The sequence below is a fragment of the Mogibacterium pumilum genome, from assembly GCF_002243385.1.
GTDB lineage: Bacteria > Bacillota > Clostridia > Peptostreptococcales > Anaerovoracaceae > Mogibacterium > Mogibacterium pumilum.
Map to the genome: position 1 here is coordinate 1,435,106 of NZ_CP016199.1, position 16,421 is coordinate 1,451,526.

At 41.1% G+C, this 16,421-nt stretch carries 21 protein-coding genes; 5 read left to right on the forward strand and 16 right to left on the reverse strand.

Going from position 1 to position 16,421, the window contains the following annotated elements:
• A partial coding sequence (locus AXF17_RS06855) for a Maf family protein (protein WP_207651542.1) occupies nucleotides 1-235 on the forward strand: 235 nt, incomplete at its 5' end.
• A 46-nt stretch (nucleotides 236-281) separates the two neighbouring features.
• Here AXF17_RS06855 and AXF17_RS06860 read toward each other — a convergent pair.
• The 15 genes from AXF17_RS06860 to AXF17_RS06930 form a co-directional block, all read right to left on the reverse strand.
• Nucleotides 282-839, reverse strand: coding sequence for a thiamine phosphate synthase (locus AXF17_RS06860; protein WP_094234373.1), 558 nt, complete (start codon nucleotides 837-839; stop codon nucleotides 282-284).
• Complete coding sequence (thiH, locus tag AXF17_RS06865; RefSeq protein WP_237049028.1) at nucleotides 826-2,049, reverse strand: 2-iminoacetate synthase ThiH; 1,224 nt, start codon at nucleotides 2,047-2,049, stop codon at nucleotides 826-828. The genes AXF17_RS06860 and thiH overlap by 14 nt, the downstream gene beginning before the upstream one ends.
• A 3-nt stretch (nucleotides 2,050-2,052) precedes the next feature.
• Nucleotides 2,053-2,817 carry a thiazole synthase gene (locus tag AXF17_RS06870; RefSeq protein ID WP_094234374.1) on the reverse strand — a complete coding sequence of 255 codons (765 nt, stop codon included), beginning with the start codon at nucleotides 2,815-2,817 and terminating at the stop codon, nucleotides 2,053-2,055.
• A 102-nt stretch (nucleotides 2,818-2,919) separates the two neighbouring features.
• Complete coding sequence (gene thiF, locus AXF17_RS06875) at nucleotides 2,920-3,582, reverse strand: sulfur carrier protein ThiS adenylyltransferase ThiF (protein ID WP_094234375.1); 663 nt, start codon at nucleotides 3,580-3,582, stop codon at nucleotides 2,920-2,922.
• Nucleotides 3,583-3,585: 3 nt separating this feature from the next.
• Entirely contained in the window at nucleotides 3,586-3,783 is a 198-nt protein-coding gene (gene thiS / locus AXF17_RS06880; protein WP_094234760.1) for a sulfur carrier protein ThiS, read from the reverse strand.
• Between the two features lie 436 nt (nucleotides 3,784-4,219).
• Nucleotides 4,220-5,959 carry a proton-conducting transporter transmembrane domain-containing protein gene (locus tag AXF17_RS06885; RefSeq protein WP_094234376.1) on the reverse strand — a complete coding sequence of 580 codons (1,740 nt, stop codon included), beginning with the start codon at nucleotides 5,957-5,959 and terminating at the stop codon, nucleotides 4,220-4,222.
• A complete protein-coding gene (locus AXF17_RS06890) occupies nucleotides 5,946-6,152 on the reverse strand; it encodes a hypothetical protein (protein ID WP_094234377.1) in 207 nt (68 codons plus the stop codon). Before AXF17_RS06890 ends, AXF17_RS06885 begins: the two co-directional genes overlap by 14 nt.
• Complete coding sequence (locus tag AXF17_RS06895) at nucleotides 6,146-7,663, reverse strand: monovalent cation/H+ antiporter subunit D family protein (RefSeq protein WP_094234378.1); 1,518 nt, start codon at nucleotides 7,661-7,663, stop codon at nucleotides 6,146-6,148. Before AXF17_RS06895 ends, AXF17_RS06890 begins: the two co-directional genes overlap by 7 nt.
• Complete coding sequence (locus AXF17_RS06900) at nucleotides 7,660-9,135, reverse strand: complex I subunit 5 family protein (RefSeq protein ID WP_094234379.1); 1,476 nt, start codon at nucleotides 9,133-9,135, stop codon at nucleotides 7,660-7,662. Before AXF17_RS06900 ends, AXF17_RS06895 begins: the two co-directional genes overlap by 4 nt.
• Nucleotides 9,132-9,515, reverse strand: a complete 384-nt coding sequence (locus AXF17_RS06905) for a sodium:proton antiporter (protein ID WP_094234380.1) — start codon at nucleotides 9,513-9,515, stop codon at nucleotides 9,132-9,134. Before AXF17_RS06905 ends, AXF17_RS06900 begins: the two co-directional genes overlap by 4 nt.
• Nucleotides 9,484-10,284, reverse strand: a complete 801-nt coding sequence (gene mbhE, locus AXF17_RS06910) for a hydrogen gas-evolving membrane-bound hydrogenase subunit E (protein ID WP_094234381.1) — start codon at nucleotides 10,282-10,284, stop codon at nucleotides 9,484-9,486. The genes AXF17_RS06905 and mbhE overlap by 32 nt, the downstream gene beginning before the upstream one ends.
• On the reverse strand, nucleotides 10,284-10,526 hold the full coding sequence (locus AXF17_RS06915; RefSeq protein WP_094234382.1) for a Na(+)/H(+) antiporter subunit B: 243 nt from the start codon (nucleotides 10,524-10,526) through the stop codon (nucleotides 10,284-10,286). Before AXF17_RS06915 ends, mbhE begins: the two co-directional genes overlap by 1 nt.
• The gene (gene mnhG / locus AXF17_RS06920) at nucleotides 10,527-10,883 is read right to left on the reverse strand and encodes a monovalent cation/H(+) antiporter subunit G (protein ID WP_094234383.1); all 357 of its coding nucleotides are present in this window, start codon (nucleotides 10,881-10,883) and stop codon (nucleotides 10,527-10,529) included.
• Entirely contained in the window at nucleotides 10,883-11,143 is a 261-nt protein-coding gene (locus tag AXF17_RS06925) for a monovalent cation/H+ antiporter complex subunit F (protein ID WP_094234384.1), read from the reverse strand. The genes mnhG and AXF17_RS06925 overlap by 1 nt, the downstream gene beginning before the upstream one ends.
• A complete protein-coding gene (locus tag AXF17_RS06930) occupies nucleotides 11,136-11,738 on the reverse strand; it encodes a Na+/H+ antiporter subunit E (protein WP_207651543.1) in 603 nt (200 codons plus the stop codon). Before AXF17_RS06930 ends, AXF17_RS06925 begins: the two co-directional genes overlap by 8 nt.
• Nucleotides 11,739-12,014: 276 nt before the next feature.
• On the opposite strand from AXF17_RS06930, the gene AXF17_RS06935 reads away from it, so the two are divergent.
• From AXF17_RS06935 to AXF17_RS06950, 4 genes are all read left to right on the forward strand, one after another.
• Nucleotides 12,015-12,830, forward strand: a complete 816-nt coding sequence (locus AXF17_RS06935) for a radical SAM protein (RefSeq protein ID WP_094234386.1) — start codon at nucleotides 12,015-12,017, stop codon at nucleotides 12,828-12,830.
• A 10-nt stretch (nucleotides 12,831-12,840) separates the two neighbouring features.
• Complete coding sequence (lexA, locus tag AXF17_RS06940; protein WP_094234387.1) at nucleotides 12,841-13,497, forward strand: transcriptional repressor LexA; 657 nt, start codon at nucleotides 12,841-12,843, stop codon at nucleotides 13,495-13,497.
• A 35-nt stretch (nucleotides 13,498-13,532) separates the two neighbouring features.
• A complete protein-coding gene (locus AXF17_RS06945; protein WP_094234388.1) occupies nucleotides 13,533-14,849 on the forward strand; it encodes a uracil-xanthine permease family protein in 1,317 nt (438 codons plus the stop codon).
• 83 nt (nucleotides 14,850-14,932) lie between these two features.
• Nucleotides 14,933-15,745, forward strand: coding sequence for a zinc dependent phospholipase C family protein (locus tag AXF17_RS06950; RefSeq protein WP_094234389.1), 813 nt, complete (start codon nucleotides 14,933-14,935; stop codon nucleotides 15,743-15,745).
• Between the two features lie 4 nt (nucleotides 15,746-15,749).
• On the opposite strand, the gene AXF17_RS06955 is transcribed toward AXF17_RS06950, so the two are convergent.
• The gene (locus AXF17_RS06955; RefSeq protein WP_094234390.1) at nucleotides 15,750-16,196 is read right to left on the reverse strand and encodes a COG2426 family protein; all 447 of its coding nucleotides are present in this window, start codon (nucleotides 16,194-16,196) and stop codon (nucleotides 15,750-15,752) included.
• Nucleotides 16,197-16,421 lie beyond the last annotated feature (225 nt).

Below are 16,421 nucleotides of genomic sequence, written 5' to 3' on the forward strand. Positions count from 1 at the left end.
CGGAGTTCCTCAGCTTGATGACAGATGCTCATTTGCCGAAGTCACGGAGATCATCTGCGGTGATTATGCAGATGAAGATATATGGTCATATATAAAGACTGGTGAACCTGCTGATAAGGCTGGTGCATACGCTATCCAAGGCGGTTTTAGGAAATATATCAGAGAGTTTAGAGGCGATTACGAGAATGTCGTTGGGCTACCTTATAACAGGATAATCAGCGAACTTAATAAATAACATCAACGTAAATGGGGCTACACATTTCATATGGTAGCCCCACTTTTTATAGCTTCATATAATATGACATTTGACACGCGCCACTTGCTCCAGCCGAGGCAACCTCTTCTATATTGAACTGATCAATTCCACCTATCGCATATACTGGTATGTCAACTTGCTCTACAATGCTTGTTAGAAAGTCTATACCACGTCCAGGAAACCCCCTCTTGCAGTCAGTTTCATAGATATGACCAGCAATTATGGCACTAGCACCAGAACCTCTGACTCTAACCGACTCTTGAAGAGAATGAACTGAAACCCAGACAGGTAAGCCGTTCAAGTTTGCATCATTGGATTCATAATCAATGATTGATAATTGAACGGTTGTGCCGAGTTCGCGAGCAACCTCATAATACTTGTTCACTACCAGTCTTACACAATGTAAATCGCAGAGCACCTTGATTTTATAAGCTAGTTTTCTATATTCATCTTCAGAAAGATCTTTTTCTCTAAGTATTACGACATCAGGCTTTGAAGTTATAAACACCCTCTCAAGCTGTTCATAGAGCGGTCTCTCGGATAAGTGGCGGTTCGTTACACAGATTTTTTTAAACGTACACATAATCGTTCATAACCGGCTGCATGCCGTGCCCCTTAAGCGCCTTACAGATTTCTTCAACGGATCTACCATCAGCAATTTCAAACTGATTATCACCAGAACTCGTTTCATCATCGCTATGGCTACCGATTCCAGTATCCACACCTGCTGAGATTTTTGTAGCAGTTATACCCATGACATTATCTCTGAATCCAGCTCGCTCACGAGTTGAAATGGTCATCGCAGCAAACGGAAGGAAAATCCTATATGCGGAAATAACTTGAAGCAGTTGGCGTTCTCCCACAATCTCATTATTCTGATTCGGTGTGAACATCGCCCCTTCATCGTTATTGCTGATGATTGGCCTCAGTCTTGGACATGAAAGCGAAATCTCTGCCCATGGATACTTGCGCTGAATTAGATATGCATGAAGTCCTGTCGCTAAAGCATCTTTTCTAAAATTATCAAGTCCTAGAAGTGCCGCAAATCCTACGCCCCTCATACCGCCCATAAGCGCTCTCTCCTGGGCATTAAACCTATATGGGAAAACCCTCTTGTGTCCAGCTAGGTGAAGCCTCTCATATTCATCGGAATTATACGTCTCTTGAAAGACAGTTACGTAGTCAGCTCCGCACGACTTTAGATACGCATACTCATCCGAGTTCATCGGGTATACCTCAATCCCGATGTTCTTGAAGTATCTTCTGCCAATTTTACACGCTTCACCGATATATTCTATATCTGACTTACTCCTACTTTCCCCTGTTAAAATTAGTATCTCTTCAAGCCCGGTTTTCGCTATAGCCTTCATTTCCTTCTCTATCTCGTCCGCGCATAACTTTGCTCTATGAATTTTATTATGGCAGTTGAAACCGCAGTACACACAGTAGTTCTCGCAGTAATTTGATATGTATAAAGGTGTAAATAGATTTACGACATTACCGAAGTGTTTCCTCCTCTCGATACTAGCTTTCTTGGCGATTTGCTCTAAGTACTTTTCTGCTGCTGGAGATAGCAGTGCCTTGAAATCATCGATACTGCATCTATCCGACTTAATAGCACGCACTACATCTGATTCGCTGTATACCAAAGGGTTATATGAATTAATTTCGGCTATAACCCTATCAAACGTATCATGAGGAATAATCTCCATCCCTTCCATATATGCCATATGGTCAGTGCGTGGTCTCATTTTCTCACTACCAGATGACTCCATATGTTTCACATCATTCATATCTTAATCCTCCAGAAATCCAGTAAGCGGTGACGAGGCAACTCCGCCATCTTTCACTATGCGTCCAAGGCCTGCAAGGTATGCTGCTCTGCCTGCCTTAATGGCCCTTCCGAAAGCTCCAGCCATGCCTGCTACGTCTTTCGCTGTCGCAATAGCAGTGTTCGCCATAATCGCACTCACGCCCATTTCCATCGCTTCACAAGCCTGCGATGGTGAGCCTATTCCGGCATCTACTATGATAGGAATATCTATTTCATCAACGAGAATTTTGATTATATCCTTTGTTACGAGCCCTCTATTCGATCCAATAGGAGCAGCGAGTGGCATAATCGTTGAAGCACCAGCATCTACGAGTGCTCTCGCAACGTTGAGGTCAGGGTACATATAAGGCATTACTACAAACCCTTCTTTTGCCAAAATCTCTGTCGCTCGTATAGTCTCGTAATTATCCGGGAACAAATACTTCGAATCCTTGATGACTTCAATTTTGACGAAGTCACCGCAGCCGAGCTCCCTAGCTAGCCTTGCAATTCTGACAGCCTCCTCAGCATTTCTAGCTCCTGAAGTATTTGGAAGCAATGTAACATTATCTGGAATATACTCAAGTATATTCTGAACATCCGTATTAGCTCTTCTAACTGAGAGTGTAATCATCTCAGCCCCCGCCTGCTCGACAGCAGCACGGATTAACTCTATATCGTATTTGCCTGAACCTAGTATGAATCTCGAATTGAATTCATGACCACCAATAACTAATTTATCATTCATTATGTGCTCCTTTTAATTTAAACAACCATTGTATATACGTATGACCAAAATCCCGTTATCCCAATTACATCTAAAAATTCTCAATGTCCGATAAAGTCCCGATTAAATATTATCCACTCCTAGAACCTGTCCCATCACGAGATTTGCCTGATGACCTGCACAGACAGCAACCCTTGGAGCCATTAGTCCAATGCCATCACCTACATCCGTATGTTCGTCACCGCATATGAATAACCTATCCATGATGCGTCTGGACTTTATTTCATTTGCACTCCCATACCCAGCCATTCCCGATCCTGAAATCACAATTGGTCCATTTTCAACTGAGAGGAGTGAATCTATAAGCATCGCCTTTGACTCGGCTCCATCAAATGCCTCGCACACAATATCATAACCTCCAAATATCTCATCGCAGTTATCCGCCACTACTCGAACACAGTCTGTAGTTACTTTCATGTAAGGATTAATCTCCATGAGAATTTCCTTTATAGCATCAACTTTTCGTGAACCAATATGTGTAATGGTATATACTTGCCTATTAAGATTCGTTATATCTACGATATCGAAGTCAACAATATGAAGGTGTCCTACTCCGCTTCTAGCGAGTATAACGGCGATATTTGAACCGAGACCACCCGCACCTGCAATGGCCACCCTTGCTCGCTTTAACTTCTGATGGACATCCTTTGAAAATCTATCGTCCTTAGCCTTTTCAAGCTCACTCGAACTCGGCGACTTCGTAGTAGAAAATTTAAAATTTACCATTGTTTAACCTCCTCCCATGAAACAAACTATTTCTATCTTGTCACCGTCATTTATTAGAGTATCTTTATAGTTTTTCTTAGGTACAATCTCACCAAGCCTCTCTATCGCAATACGCGATGTGCTGTATGAGAGCGATGTCACGAGGTCTTGTACTGTCATACCAGAAGTGTATTCAATTTCCATGCCGTTTACCTTGATCAAAGTCTCACCACCTTTCATAGTAGTCTTTATTATTTGCCTAGTTCCCTTGATTCATTTATTAGCTGACATCATAAGTTATTTAACCCTGTGGCAACAAAAAAGGCCACACGAAGCTTTACACCCAAGGTGGTGTACCCCTTCGTATGACCTCTCATACTCTATCTATAATTGTACTAGACAGAGATACATTGTCAATAAAAAACTTGACCCTAAACTATTACAATTAATAATAGTTTAGCCTTTATTGATTAAAACAAGAACCTATTTTGCATGGAGTATCCGAGTTACCTGCCTAATTTTAACAATGTATTTCTTATCTAATAATACCGATTAGAAATATAATCCACATAGAATGAAAATATTCTATTACTATTCATCATCAATTATAAAACGCCAGTTGCTAAGTGAAACAACTGGTTTTTACTATTTAATTCATCTACTTAATGTAGATTATAGCGATTAGGGTAATAAGTGCAAACATCGAAACAGATATTTCAATTACGATTCCGATATCACGATCTTCATTCTCAAAAGATATATTTCTAATCACACTGCTCTTTGAGTTTTCAGTCCACTTATATGGATTCCCTAGTCTCTCGCCAAAGAAATGGACGAAGTTCAGTGACTTACTGTCTGCCCAGGCCGTAAATCTATTAAGACCGATTGAAATAGTAGTAACGAGCTTTGCCATCGGCTTTCTGAAGAACCAGTCAAAATCTAATGACAGTTCATCGTGCGGAAGCATCTTAACTCTGAAAATCCAGAACACTAGAGTAGCTCCAGCAAATAGTATCACGTACTCAAGCACATGATCCACACTAAACGGATGCACATCTATGCGATATGGCATGATTCTGTATAAGAGTGACGGATATACACCGACAATCACGCACCCCAGAGCACCTATAATCATTCCAATCCTCATGCTCACAGGAATTGGTTTCACCTCAAACTCACTTCTTGACTTACCAAAGAACACAAACCAGTTCACCTTGAGTGCAACTGAAAGCCACGTTCCAATAGATGTAACCGTAAGCATCAGTCCAGCAATCTCATGACCACCAGCATTAACCGCATGCATCACGACAGCCTTAGAAGCAAATCCATTTAGGAAAGGAATTCCAGCTATCGATAGAGATGCGATAAGGAATGCCCAAGCTGTAATAGGCATTTTCTCTCTTAACCCGCCGAGCTCCGTGATTTTTCTCTTGCCAGTTGCCATTATGACAGCTCCAGAGCACATCATAAGTACTCCCTTGTAAAAGATATTGTTGAATGCATGAGCCGCTGCTCCGTCGACTCCCCATGCTCCGCCAATCGCGAGCGATGCGACCATATAGCCTAGCTGTGACATGATGTGATAGCTAAACAGCCTACGAAGATCATTCTCGAGGAAGGCCATTAAGACTCCATAGAGTGCCATAAACACGCCAACGTACAAGAGAGCCTCTGTACCAGCAAAAATCCTAATCATAGCGTAAATACCAAGCTTAGTGGTATATCCACACATGTATACTGTTCCTGCAATCGTTGACTCAGGATAAGAATCTGAAATCCATGAGTTAAAGGGCGGAACTACTGCATTTACACCAACTCCTATTAGAACGAACCAGAAAGCAGCCGAACCGCCAGCAGCTGTGAATTTCGGAATTTCGAGAGAATTCGTATGAGCCGCGTGAAGCAGGAATCCAACGAGAAGCATATTCCCGCCAAATGCATGCATCAGAAGATATCTAAGTGCTGATCTGGACGAACGTCTTGAATGATTTGCATATATCAGATATGCCGCACTAAACGCAGCAACCTCCCAGAACACGATTAATGTGATTATATCGCCCGCTAAGGTAGCAGCTATAATGCTTCCACCATATATAACCGAGAGTCCTTTTTCCCATTTATCCTGTATGTCAAATGAATAAATTGAATTGATAACCGTAATTATGCCGAAAATGATTATAAACATCATCGATAGCCCATCAACATGAATCATCTCCAGCTTGATATCAGGTGTAATCTCATATACTAGACAACTGCTACTGTTAAGGGTAAATAATCCAAGCATTCCGGATGCAGCAGCAATCAAGGCACAAGGCTCTCTAAACTTATCAGGTAGAATGAGAATAAGCGCACCTATTAGAATCATCAGGAGGCCTGGGTGAAAATTATTTAGCATCATCCACCCTCCTCTCTAAATGTGCTGTCTCTAAAGAGGCATTCTGTAGAAGCTCCCTCTCTTCGCTTATCTCTATATCCTCGTAATAGTTCACATTACGACGAATAAGCTTATTTAATATAACCTTACTCATAATCACTAATGCCACAGAACCAGCAAGCGAAAGGAAGATGTAATGTAATATTTCGTTTAGCATAGTACACCTCCCACATGAGCAAACACCGTTTCACCTGTGCTCATCGCAAAATCTAGCAGATGAAGTCCGAAGTTCGGTGCAACACCTAGGATTATCGATATTGTCGCAGTAATTAGCAGCGGAACCAGCATCATCTTGCTCGATTCACCGTATGTGCTGAACTCTGGATTAACTGGCACTTTCTTAAAAGCAATCAGAACTACTGGCATCAGGTATGTAAGCGCAAGGATAGCACTCACTATCAAGGTTGCTCCAAATAGTAGCTGCCCTGTCTTAAGCGCACCCATGATGATATTTGCCTTACTTACAAATCCCACAAAGAACGGGAAGCCTGCAATTCCAAGTGATGCAACTGTAAAGGCGCTCATCGTCACCGGCATTCTCCTTCCAAGTCCGACCATCTCGCTGATATCTTTTTTGTGAGTTGTAACAAATATGGCTCCGGCACACATAAATAGCGTAATTTTCATAAACGCATGAGCAACGAGGTGATATAGAGCCCCTGCTGTACTTAGCGGAGACAGAATAGCTATTCCGAGTACGATATAAGATAGCTGTCCTATGGTTGAAAATGCCAGTCTAGCCTTTAGATTATCTTTCTTAAGTGCTATCAGCGATGATATTAGAATCGTCACGACTGCCATCCAAGCTAGTATAGTCGCACCACCGCACTCTCTAGCTAGCTTAGGGCCAAATACATAGAGGACCACTCTTAGCGTTGCGAATGCTCCAGCTTTTACAACTACTACCGCATGTAGAAGTGCACTTACAGGAGTAGGCGCAACCATCGCTGCAGGAAGCCAGCTATGAAACGGCATAACACCTGCCTTAACGATTCCTGCTCCTATCATCATCATAAATACAACTAGTGACCAAGTCGCTGGCAGCATGCTTTTATCTAGGAAGCCACCTGGTTTAAAGTCCATTGTTCCAGATACCGAATATACGATAACCATAGCAGCAAAGAATATCTGTCCGCTGATAAGCGTATATGCGAGATACTTTCTACCAGATCTCGTACCCTCCGCATCACGATAATGAACAACTAGCGGGTAAGTAGCGATGGTTAGCACTTCGAAAAATATGAAGAATGTAATCATATTTGCCGCAAAGCAAATGCCCATCGCAGCCGATAAACACATCGCAAACGAAGCATAGTATCCAGTTTGATTCTTTTCTCCATGGCCTCTCATATATCCAACAGAATATATTGACGTAAGCAACCATAACGTCGATGCACTGCACGCAAAGACGATTCCGGCAGTGTCCACATTTAAAGCAAAATCTACATCATTAACTATTCTGAAAAGTTCTAGTTTGATAGTATGTCCAGCCAAAACAGCAGGTACCATAGAATATACCAGTACGATTTTGATTATAGCTGCTGTAAAAGTAATCGCTTCTCTAACATTTTCTTTGATGCGCTCTCCGAGCACATAGATTAACCCAGACGCACATAGTGAAACGAGAATTGCAAGAAGCGGGCGTAGATTTAGAGCAATCAAGTTCATATTCCTACCCCCTTTACAGTCATCATAATCACGTCTATCACGCTTGCGTTAAATAGACCAAGAGCAAGTATAGTTACGAAACATACAACAATCGCAATTAACATTGAGATTGGGAGTTCTCGTACTTCACCTTCCCTTCTATCGTTAATCTCTGTCGGCTTGTTAATAAATATCTTCTCAATCAGCTTGAAGAAATATATAGCATTCAGCAAGCTACTGAGGACTAACACGGCAATATACCAATATTGGCGATTCTGAGCCGCCCCAAGCGCAATATACCATTTGCTAAAAAAGCCTATGGCAGGTGGAATTCCAATCATAGACAAAGAGGCTAAAACAATTAGTGCTGATGTAAAAGGCATCTTTTTGTAAATCCTGCCGAAGCTTGAAAGTTGGAGGTTTCCGAACCTATACCTAATCGCTGCTGAACTGAAGAAAAGCCCGCTCTTCATAAACACATGTCCGATCAGATGCAGAAATGCGCCAGCAAGTGCATATGAGTTACCTATTGCAAAACCTAGCGTGATATAGCCAATTTGAGCGATAGAAGAATATGCGAAGATCTTTCGTATGTCCTCCTGAGCCATGGCACGAATCGATCCATATATGATACCAATACAGGAAAGAACTCCGATTATTGTTAAGAATAGACTGAAGTACTTAAAGTCCGTTCCATATATGCAGTATAGGTATCTAAACATCGCTAAAGCTGGAATCTTACCCATAACTCCTGCAATCAAAGGTCTAGATCCCGGTTCAGCATGTGCATACGCTGATGGCTGCCAGCCATGGAATGGGAACATCGGCATCTTAATTCCAAAAGCACCGATAAACAGGCACATAGATACAGTCATCTGAATTGTATAATCCTGTGAATCCAGGATGCTTCTCATATCTGTCATATTAAGTGTTCCTGTAGATGCGTATAGTATTCCTACTCCTAACAAGTACATAGTAGCAGCAACAGTTCCAACTAGAAGATATCTAAATGATGCAACGACACCGCGGCTACCGCCTAGAGCAATTAAGCAATATCCTGATAGTGAAGTTATTTCAAGAAATACGTATAGATTGAATACGTCTCCAGTCAGTGTCATACCACACATGCCGACTATCAACAGTCCAATTAAAGCATAAGCTCCACCATTTATCTTGCGCTCATTCGTAGCTTCAAAGTTAGACGCATAAAGCGTAGTGATAAAACCTAGGAGAAGTATAATCAAAACTATAATCGCCCCGATTGAATCAATATAAAATTCAATACCATAAGGCGCTTTATATCCTCCGAAAGTATAACGAATCGCCCCACCATTTATAACGTTGATGAGGAGTTTTACAGAGCATATAAAAGCCGCGAAAATCGAAACTATCACTACTTTTCTGTCCAAATGCTTGTGAATTCTCGATAGTGGCAGCGATAGAAGCGCACTTATAAGCGGAAACAAAATAATAATTATTGGAAGATCATTCATTTAAAACGGTTCTCCCTCCTGATTATATCATCCTCTTCGATGCTACCATACTTCTCTTTGATTCGAGTTAATAGTGCAAGACCAACACCTGTAGTACCAAGGCTTACAACGATTGCTGTGAGCATCAGGCCATGAGGAATTGGATTGACGTATTTATCGGCATTAACTATTGTGTCTAAAGCAACAGGAATCGTTCCACCTTTCTTCTGTGCGAAGCATAGGTAAAAAAATATTACTGCTACCTGCATGATATTCATACAGATGAGTTTCTTCATGTAATTTTTGCAGGATACTAATCCGTAAATTCCGAGTAGCAAAAGCAGCAGTGTCAGAAAAAAAATGCCTTTACTAGCCAAAAGTTCGTTTATCTGTGTCATCATCAAATCTTACCCTCTTCATAATCGCATTCAGAATGGTGATAATTGTACCCATTACCCCGATTGTTACACCTATCTCTACGAGCAGAATTCCAATCGCATGTCTTTCTGCCGCATGAACTGGAATTGGCAGGTATGTATAATCCATAAATGAGCCACCGTTGAACATCGGCACAACTCCAGTCATTACATATATCAAAACACCTATACCAGCAATGCTCGCTGAGTTTTTACCAGTCATCAAGAATAGATTTTTTTTATCTGGAATAACTAAAATGTCAATGATATAGGTCAGCGCAATGAGTGCTCCAGACTGGAAACCACCACCTAGACTGACTTCTCCATGGAAAAGCACATAAAATGCATATATAAGGATGAGTGGCTCAATCAGAGTAATCATTACATCCTTGTTTATAGTTTTGTATGTTGGATCCCCGAGCTTATATCTGAGTCCGAAGAAACGTTTTGGCTCTACGATTCTGTTCTTCGCCTTTGGCCTATTCGCCAGAATCATGATTACGCCAATTCCAGCAAGGAACATAACCGTTGTCTCAAACATGGTATCAAAAGCACGGTAGTCAACGATCATCGCAGTAACCATGTTAGGCGAGTTCGTATCTTTTACAGCATGTTCGATGTAGTATTTTGAGACGTGCATTGCCGGTGCCGAATCTACATCGCCAATCGACGGCAAAATATCTATTTTAGCCACCAGAACAAAAAGCGCTATTATCGATATAATCAAGAATATCATGTTTATATACTTGCGCATTACTTACACCGCCTATCTATGCTCTTCAGTGTCATGATGAAGTAAATGGTTGAAATTACACCAATTACAGCTTCTGTAAACGCTACGTCTGGGGCTCCCATGATGATATAGAGGAACATCGTCACGAAGCTAAATGCGCAGTACACTACGACAACAGACACCAAATCTTTATCAAAAATAACCACGAGAGTAATAGATATTAAAGTCAGAAGTAGTATTGCTTCTACAAGAAACGAACTCATCTATCTCCCCCCTTTTTCTTCTTCAACGCTATTATCATCTACTCCGATATGCCTTTTATAGTTATAATCCTGATAATTCTTGGCATGAATAGATGTGAGCATAATAAGATTTGTTCCAAGTGGGTTCGTCAATAACAACAGAAAAAATATAATAAATACTTTTACCGAGATTAACGTTCCACCAGTATATACCATAATTCCGACAGTCATCATCAGTGCACCAAAGGTTTCTCCGACACCTGAAGCGTGGAGCCTGGTAAAAAAGTCTGGAAATCTTAATACTCCAACCGCTGCTAGTGCCATAATGATGTATCCGAAGCAAATAAGTGCAATTGAGATTATGTTCTGTACACTCATTACCTTCTACCTCCTATGAATTTTGCAAGAATAACGGTTGTAACGAAACCTAGTATCGCATAACTGAGAGCAATATCGATGTGCATATCCATTCTGTTGTCAATTAGTCCAACGACTAGAATAAGCATGACTATATTGGTATTGATTACGAAAAGTGCATTTAACTTATCGTATACAGTTTTGCCGACGAACATCGTAACCACCATTACAATGACGATTGCAAGAAGCCCGGCAAGAAGTGCAATAAAGAAATTATGCATCTCTATTCTTCCTCCTTCTCTTGAATCGCTTGGAAGTTAACTCAACAACTTCCTTCTCTCTGTAGTCATAGTCAGTGACAACATCTATTACTTTATAGTCGATAGTCTCTCCGTAGAGCTTTGCTATGCGATTCTGCATTTTCCCTGTCAGAAGTCCTTCGGAAAAATCTCGATTAAGCGCATGCACAGAAAAAACACCGCTATCATAGATATCGATAGTTACAGTACCAGGTGTAAGTGTGATTGAATTTGCAAGAATTGCCCTCGCTGCCGGGTTGTCGTAATCAGCCTTGAACCATACTACATGAGGCTCGAGTCCCATATTATGTGATAATACGATTTTAGATACATCTGCCGCACTTTTGACAACCTCTTTGATAAGCCACATGAAATAGATAATCAGCTTAGGATAGTTAGCATGCAGAATAAAATATGTTCGGTTAGATTTGAGACCACCTATACGTAGTGAACCCACTACAAAGCAAGAAATCAAAAACGATGAAATACATCCATATAAAATAAATTTAACTGTGAATATTCCAGACATCACAATCCACAGGAATAGAAGCAATCCGAAGACTTCTAAGAAGTTCAAATACGGGTTGCTAGTCAGATGTCGGTCGCGAAAGAACTCTCTCATCGTTACCTATAACCTTTCATTTATAATTATGATTGAATTGATAATAGTTCTTCTAGTATACATGATTATCTTATACCTTTAAAGTGTTTTGTCCTAATAGCAGTACATAAAAAAGAGCTTAATTTTAATCTAAAAAAGCCTATTTAAATGCATTTCGTCACCATTTGAATTGCAAACAACTGTTCTAAATGGTATAATTTAATGATTTTAGTATAGGGGGGATTAACTAGAATGAAAGATTTTATCAAAGAAGGTCCAACCGTTACCATGTTCGTTCCATATGACTGTAACAACTGCTGCCCTTTCTGTGTAAATAAAGACGACTATAGAGACACATCATCGTTCAACATAGAGAGATGCTATCGTTCTCTTGACCTTCTCGATAAGGTTCTACCTCACAACGATATAGTTCTGACTGGCGGTGAGCCTCTTGCGGACCTTGATGCGCTACAGGATATCCTTAACCATATCAAGGATGGTCATCATATCTACATAAACACTACCCTGCCAACGAACGAGGAACAAGACATCCATAAGGTTTCTGAGGTACTCAATAGAAACAAAGATAAAATTAGCTGTGTTAATGTGTCCAGACATCTTAAACACTACGTAAAGGAATGTTCAGATGTGATTTTCGATCTTCTCGAAGTCCCTCACCGTATTAACTGCGTAGTTTTCCAAGATGCTGATGATGCAGAAACAAAAGAAAAGCTACTCAAGGTTCTAGATAGATTCTCCGGGCATGAGATTCAACTCCGAGCTAATTACTCCAAGCTCACTTTCGATAACGTGTTTGATACAGAGCACGACGATTTATTCAAGCTAATAGACTCAATTGCGGAATATAAGGGACAGCTTGAGAAGGAACTTTTCCGCACAGGGTTCCTATTCCAGCTTGGAGATAGCAGAATCACATACCACAAAACCCTTCCATACAGTAAAATCAACGGCAAGGTCGGTGATATTATCATCAGACAGACTGGTGAGATTTACGACGATTGGAACAACTACGGCGAAGAGATGACATTTAATTCACTTACTTTATAGAGGATTTGACATGACAAAGGGTAAAAAAAGCGAAAAACGTCAGCAGCAGGTGCTGGCATACATGAAGGAAACTATAAAGCAAAAGGGCTTCCCCCCTACCGTTCGAGAGATCTGTGATGCTATAGGTATCAAGTCAACCTCAACGGTGTATAGCGATATAAAAGCACTAGAGTTACAGGGCTTCATCAAGAAGGACCCAAGCAAACCTCGTGCACTAGCGATTGTAGATTCGATCACCAATGATGACAAAGAACCTGTGTTTGAAGCGGATGATATCAACATGGTGCAATTGCCTGTAATCGGTAACGTTGCAGCAGGTGTGCCGATTCTCTCCGAGCAGAACATAGAAGACAATATTCCATTTCCTGCAAGATTCATCGGAAAAGGCAATAATTTTCTTCTCATAGTACACGGCGATAGCATGGTCAACGTCGGCATCAACGATGGCGATTACCTAATCGTTCAGGAAGACCAGAACGCATCTAACGGAGATATCGTTGTTGCGATGATTGATGGTGTATTTGAAACAGAAGCCACAGTTAAGAGGTTTTATAAAGAAAAAGGTCACATCAGACTTCAGCCTGAAAACGACTTCATGGAGCCTATAATTGTTGATGATTGCAAGATTGTCGGCAAGGTAAAGGGAGTCTTCAGATATTTTAATTAACTTTTCACACATTATAAGTATCCAAGGAGGAAACGATGACACAGAGTAACGAACATCAGTACTCTAGCGGCATAACCGATGCGAGAACACTCGGTTGGCCGAAAACCATTCTACTGGGACTTCAGCACACTTTTGCCATGTTTGGTGCAACAGTGCTCGTTCCGCTTCTCACAGGTCTTAGCATCTCTACTACCCTATTGATGGCTGGACTTGGTACACTGTTATTCCACCTACTGACAAGGGGCAAAGTTCCGGCATTTCTCGGCTCATCATTCGCCTTTCTAGGAGGATATGCGGCAGTAGCACCTCTACAGAACGGACAGCCTAATACAGAGATGCTTCCATACGCTTGCGGCGGTGTAGTAATTGCGGGCTTCGTGTACGTTATACTCGCTACATTGATCAAGCTATTTACAATCGAGAAGGTTATGGAGTTCTTTCCTCCAGTAGTTACTGGACCAATCATCATTTCGATTGGACTCATCCTAGCACCATCCGCTATCAAGAACGCTCAGACTAACTGGCTTCTTGCAATTGTCGCACTCGCTTCAATTATATTCTTCAATATGTGGGGGCGCGGCATGGCTAAAATTGTACCTATCATCCTAGGTGTAATCATTTCATACATAGTGGCTCTTGGGATGGGACAGATTGATTTCTCAGGTATTAGCAAGGAGTCAATCGTTGCATTACCTCCTATCATGACGGCTAAATTCGATATCAGCGCGATAATTACTATCACTCCTATCGCACTTGCAACTATGATGGAACACATCGGAGACATTTCCGCTATCGGTGCTACAACTGGTCACAATTATATCAAAGACCCTGGACTTCACCGTACGCTGCTTGGTGACGGACTAGCTACTATGCTCGCTTCTTTATTTGGAGGACCTGCAAATACTACTTATGGAGAGAACACGGGAGTTCTGGCACTCACTAGGGTTTACGATCCGTTGGTAATCAGAATCGCGGCTTGCTTTGCAATAATACTCTCGTTTATTCCAAAGTTCGCATTTATTATCGAAACTATTCCAGTTGCTATCATAGGTGGTGTATCTCTGATACTCTACGGTATGATTTCAGCAGTTGGAATCAGAAATCTCGTTGAAAACCAGGTTAACTACAAGAATACTCGTAATACAATAATCACTGCGCTCATCCTCGTATGCTCGCTCGGATTCACCCAGATCGGAGGAATCACATTCAAGGTTGCTGGTGTTAGTATCACTCTTTCGGGGCTTGCTATCGCAGCTATCGTGGGTATCGTGGCCAATATACTCCTTCCTGGCAAAGATTATGAGTTTGACGAGGACAACGAGGACGATAAGTTTCAGACATTTAAGGTTTAGTATTATACAGATTGAAGATACTATGAGCCGTGAGCTTTGTAACAGCCCACGGCTTGTTTATTTATTAAATATAGGAGGTCATCATGCCTGCACATAACGCTCACTATCTCTTCGGTAGAACTGTTCTCGGCAAGCTTCCTGCCGACATACAGAAGACAATCAATACGAATGGGGATTCATATGCGTCATTTATTTTCGGACTTCAGGGTCCAGATATCCTCGCATTTTACAGACCGATATTTCCAAGTATTCTTAATAAAGAAGGTGCGATTATTCACCATAGTCCTAGCTCGATCTTTTTCGATCACGCTTCTTATGTTGTTAAGGAATATCCTACCCCAGAGAAAGCAAGTTATCTGTATGGTGCTATGTGCCACTACGTGCTAGATGCTCTTTGTCATCCAGTCATTAATAGCTATGTAAAGACTACAGGGATGTCACACAGCTTAGTGGAAAGAGACTTTGATCACTATGTACTCGAACAACATGACCTTACGCCATTTACTATAGAGTTAAAGCTCGTTGCTCCAGTGAGAAAAAATCTTGGTTCTATAATTGCACCTTTTTACGAAACTCCAACCACTAGTCAGATGCAGCTAGCCACTAGAGATATGAGGCGTTCAATTCTAATACTTGGTACAAAGAATGAATTTCTTCGAAAGAGACTGCTCTCTCTTCTCGCTTCAATGAAGGCAACGAGAAAACAATGCGATATGGTCGCATCTCACGACTTCGACCCTCGTTCAGCAGAGAGCAATACGGAAATTTGGAAGAAATACGAAATAGCCATAGATAAGGCCGTTTCTGAAATTGAATACATAAGAAAAAGTCTGATTGATAATGATCAACCAGACATTAGTCGCTATGAATTAGATTATCTAGGCAATAAACACTAGATTTCTATAAAAACATCGATGCACCGTACGTTACCCATGTAACTATGAATGCAGCGACAACTACACCGAGGGCAATTGCAGGGAACGCTCTTTTTAGCTGCATATCCATCATTGCAGCTACTAGAGCACCTGTCCACGCTCCAGTTCCAGGAAGTGGAATTGCTACGAGAATCATCAGTCCCCAGAATTCATACTTTAGTACAACATCCTTATTGCGATCAGCTTTTCGCTCCATTCTCTCAACCATACTGTTGAGTTTATTAGACTTTTTACGCATCCATGTGAATACGTCCCTTGTAAATACTACGAGAAACGGAACAGGTAGTAGATTGCCGAGCACTGCAATTAATGCAGCTTGCCAGATAGGAAGTCCTGCAAGTCCAGCACCATAAGGTATCGCTCCACGAAGCTCTATAACTGGCACCATCGCCATCAGAAATGTTTTAAGCATCTGTTCCTCCCTTCTCTTACTTATTCTTTTAACTCACTTATTGTATCACACGGAGATAACCCTATCAATTCATAATACCCTCACACAGATTCATTGTACTGATGTAGTTTTTGTGCTACCATTTACGTATTATAGCAATCTGGTAAATAGTCAAGAGAGATTTTGAAACCTATTACTATGAAAAGGTGCATTTAATTGCATGCAAAAAAGAACTTTGAAAACACT

Coding starts and splice junctions, on each gene's coding strand:
- AXF17_RS06860 (WP_094234373.1), bottom strand. CDS start 839: ATGTGTACGTTTAAAAAAATCTGTGTAACGAACCGCCACTTATCCGAG.
- thiH (WP_237049028.1), bottom strand. CDS start 2,049: ATGAATGATGTGAAACATATGGAGTCATCTGGTAGTGAGAAAATGAGA.
- AXF17_RS06870 (WP_094234374.1), bottom strand. CDS start 2,817: ATGAATGATAAATTAGTTATTGGTGGTCATGAATTCAATTCGAGATTC.
- thiF (WP_094234375.1), bottom strand. CDS start 3,582: ATGGTAAATTTTAAATTTTCTACTACGAAGTCGCCGAGTTCGAGTGAG.
- AXF17_RS06885 (WP_094234376.1), bottom strand. CDS start 5,959: ATGATGCTAAATAATTTTCACCCAGGCCTCCTGATGATTCTAATAGGT.
- AXF17_RS06890 (WP_094234377.1), bottom strand. CDS start 6,152: ATGCTAAACGAAATATTACATTACATCTTCCTTTCGCTTGCTGGTTCT.
- AXF17_RS06895 (WP_094234378.1), bottom strand. CDS start 7,663: ATGAACTTGATTGCTCTAAATCTACGCCCGCTTCTTGCAATTCTCGTT.
- AXF17_RS06900 (WP_094234379.1), bottom strand. CDS start 9,135: ATGAATGATCTTCCAATAATTATTATTTTGTTTCCGCTTATAAGTGCG.
- AXF17_RS06905 (WP_094234380.1), bottom strand. CDS start 9,515: ATGATGACACAGATAAACGAACTTTTGGCTAGTAAAGGCATTTTTTTT.
- mbhE (WP_094234381.1), bottom strand. CDS start 10,284: ATGCGCAAGTATATAAACATGATATTCTTGATTATATCGATAATAGCG.
- AXF17_RS06915 (WP_094234382.1), bottom strand. CDS start 10,526: ATGAGTTCGTTTCTTGTAGAAGCAATACTACTTCTGACTTTAATATCT.
- mnhG (WP_094234383.1), bottom strand. CDS start 10,883: ATGAGTGTACAGAACATAATCTCAATTGCACTTATTTGCTTCGGATAC.
- AXF17_RS06925 (WP_094234384.1), bottom strand. CDS start 11,143: ATGCATAATTTCTTTATTGCACTTCTTGCCGGGCTTCTTGCAATCGTC.
- AXF17_RS06935 (WP_094234386.1), top strand. CDS start 12,015: ATGAAAGATTTTATCAAAGAAGGTCCAACCGTTACCATGTTCGTTCCA.
- lexA (WP_094234387.1), top strand. CDS start 12,841: ATGACAAAGGGTAAAAAAAGCGAAAAACGTCAGCAGCAGGTGCTGGCA.
- AXF17_RS06945 (WP_094234388.1), top strand. CDS start 13,533: ATGACACAGAGTAACGAACATCAGTACTCTAGCGGCATAACCGATGCG.
- AXF17_RS06950 (WP_094234389.1), top strand. CDS start 14,933: ATGCCTGCACATAACGCTCACTATCTCTTCGGTAGAACTGTTCTCGGC.
- AXF17_RS06955 (WP_094234390.1), bottom strand. CDS start 16,196: ATGCTTAAAACATTTCTGATGGCGATGGTGCCAGTTATAGAGCTTCGT.